Raw genomic sequence first — 2,151 nt, forward strand, 5'->3', positions numbered from 1 at the left:
ACGGCTTTAGCGATGAGCTAGCTAATGTCTTTGCTGAAGCGTATATCGCTGATGATATAAGCGTAGCTAGAAGATATCTAGATAGCAAGGTAGCTAGCAATAGAGAAAAAAGCGTAGATGAGGGGCGTAATGAGTGGCTTGAGATTACTACAAAAGATAAGCAAGCCGCTAACGCTACAAAAGAGCCTAAGCAAGATCAAGAGCAAATTTATAATGATATAACTAGCAAGGATATGCCATTTCATCTAATCGATGATATGGATATGACGCCCCAGTTACAAAGCAGATTAGAAAAAGATGGATATACTCTAGAGCGTGAGAGTCAAAGCGGAGTGTGGGAAGTAAGCAGATCTATATCAAATCAAGAGATAAAGGGATCTGATGAAGCCTTGCAAAATGCAGCAGTTGAGACTGATAAGCTTGATATTTTAGATAAATCCAAGCCATTTAGAAAGGCTGAAAAAAGCGAACTTACAGATGAATTGATGGAAGAAGTGATTAAAAATGATAGTAAGCTATGGATAGACAATGCTAGTGATGAAGTAAGCAAACTTGTAGGCTTGCCAAATGCGAAAATTACGCTAAATGGAAGCGCTATAAAACATACACTACAACGCCACGGCGAAAATAGTGTAAATGTCAAAAATGGCGAACCGCCAATTACGCTAGATGATATAAAAAACCACGCTGATATAGTAAATAACGCTGATAAAAGAACTTTTGGTGTTAATGATGATGGGCAAAAAGTCTTAATCAGTGCAAAACAAATAAATGGACATTTTGTCGTAGTTGAGACAATAGGAACAAAAAAGAGGCAACTGTCTTTTAAAACTATGTATAAAGTAAATGGTAAGCTTGAAAATAATCCAATTTTTAAAGATAGCACGGCATCAGCTAAGCAGATAGAAACTGCCGAAAGCTCCCTAAGCCCTAAACCTAGTGCCAACTTAGATAGCCTTAGCCGTGTCAATACCAAGAATTCTACCCCAAAAGAGATAAAAAGTCAAGGGTTAAATTTAAGTCGTGCTGAACGAAGGGCGATGGGGATAGAAGAGCCAAAAGGCAAAACACTAGTAATAGATGAAAAGGCGGTTAAAAGCGATGTAAGGGAGTTTGGTCGCCTAGCTCATCAAGTAGGGCTAGGGTTTAAGAGTGCTAAAGAGGCTAAGGCTGTGATGGATAAGTGCGATAAGAGTAAATTTGATTGTGGGAGCTAGTGCCTATTTTTAAGAAAATATTTGAATATCATTATTTTTTTAATTTCGCAGCTGAGCGAAGCTCAGCTTTGCGACAGGGAGTTACACTCCCTTGACCCACCTAAAGCCCCGCAAGCGGGGTACCCCATTTATGGCTTTAGTGCGGGGTCGCATTCGCTGGTTTTGTTGCCGTGCGAAGTTAAAAAGTAGGTAAAAATAAATAAAGGAAATAATATGACAAAAGACAATTACGAGCTTTTAGGATTTATCATTAGTAAAGCAACTAATGGTTTGATGGTATATAGTAGCGTTGATGGCGATAAAGGTCAGATAGATATGGGTGAAATAGGTGATGCTGTGGTTAAATTTAAAAACAAAAGAGAGTATAAAGTAATCTCTAAAGGGGAGTGGCTAGCAATGCCAAAAAACTCTAAAGAGGCTAGTAAAACAGCAAACAAAAAAGATCCAGTATTAAATGAATTTGGGGAACAAAAGAGTGATTTAAAAGGAGAAAAAGATGAGTCAGCAAACAGCTTGGTATGATGAGCCACTAGAGTTAAATGATGATAGTAGTGAGGTAGTAGAAACTAACGAAGGTGAGAAGGTCAAAGAAAGCAGTAAAGAACAAGTTAAAGAGAGTGATAAAAATAGTGATAAAGAGCTAGCTAAAGAGAGTAATAAAGATATATCAAAAGAGAGCAAAGATATATCAAAAGAGAAAAAGCTCGAGCTTAGCAGTGAAGATCGCAGGTTATTAGATGAAGCAGCTGCTAGAGAGAGATTTTCAAATGAGATAGCAATAGCAGAGAAAAATGTGGCTGGATTTGATCGTGGTAAGGTGCTTCATAAGCTAGAAGAGATAAACAAAAAAGACCCAGAAGTAGCAGCTAGATTATTTAACGCTCAAGGGCTAGAGCTTATATGGTATAAATATTTTGCTCATCAAGCAAGTAGT

At 37.7% G+C, this 2,151-nt stretch carries 3 protein-coding genes; all 3 read left to right on the forward strand.

All coding sequences use genetic code 11. From position 1 onward, the window contains the following. The coding region (locus IKB69_RS08360; RefSeq protein WP_290948289.1) for a hypothetical protein at positions 1 to 1,217 on the forward strand (1,217 nt) is incomplete at its 5' end. Between the two features lie 213 nt (positions 1,218 to 1,430). Next, a complete protein-coding gene (locus tag IKB69_RS08365) occupies positions 1,431 to 1,739 on the forward strand; it encodes a hypothetical protein (RefSeq protein WP_290948291.1) in 309 nt (102 codons plus the stop codon). Next, positions 1,714 to 2,151: hypothetical protein (locus IKB69_RS08370; RefSeq protein ID WP_290948293.1), on the forward strand; the 438-nt coding region annotated here is incomplete at its 3' end. The genes IKB69_RS08365 and IKB69_RS08370, both read left to right, overlap by 26 nt.

This window comes from Helicobacter sp. (assembly GCF_017502485.1).
Taxonomy (GTDB): domain Bacteria; phylum Campylobacterota; class Campylobacteria; order Campylobacterales; family Helicobacteraceae; genus Helicobacter_B.

Bases quoted from the DNA above. Each gene is read 5' to 3' on its own strand.
- IKB69_RS08365 (WP_290948291.1), top strand. From the start codon at position 1,431: ATGACAAAAGACAATTACGAGCTTTTAGGATTTATCATTAGTAAAGCA.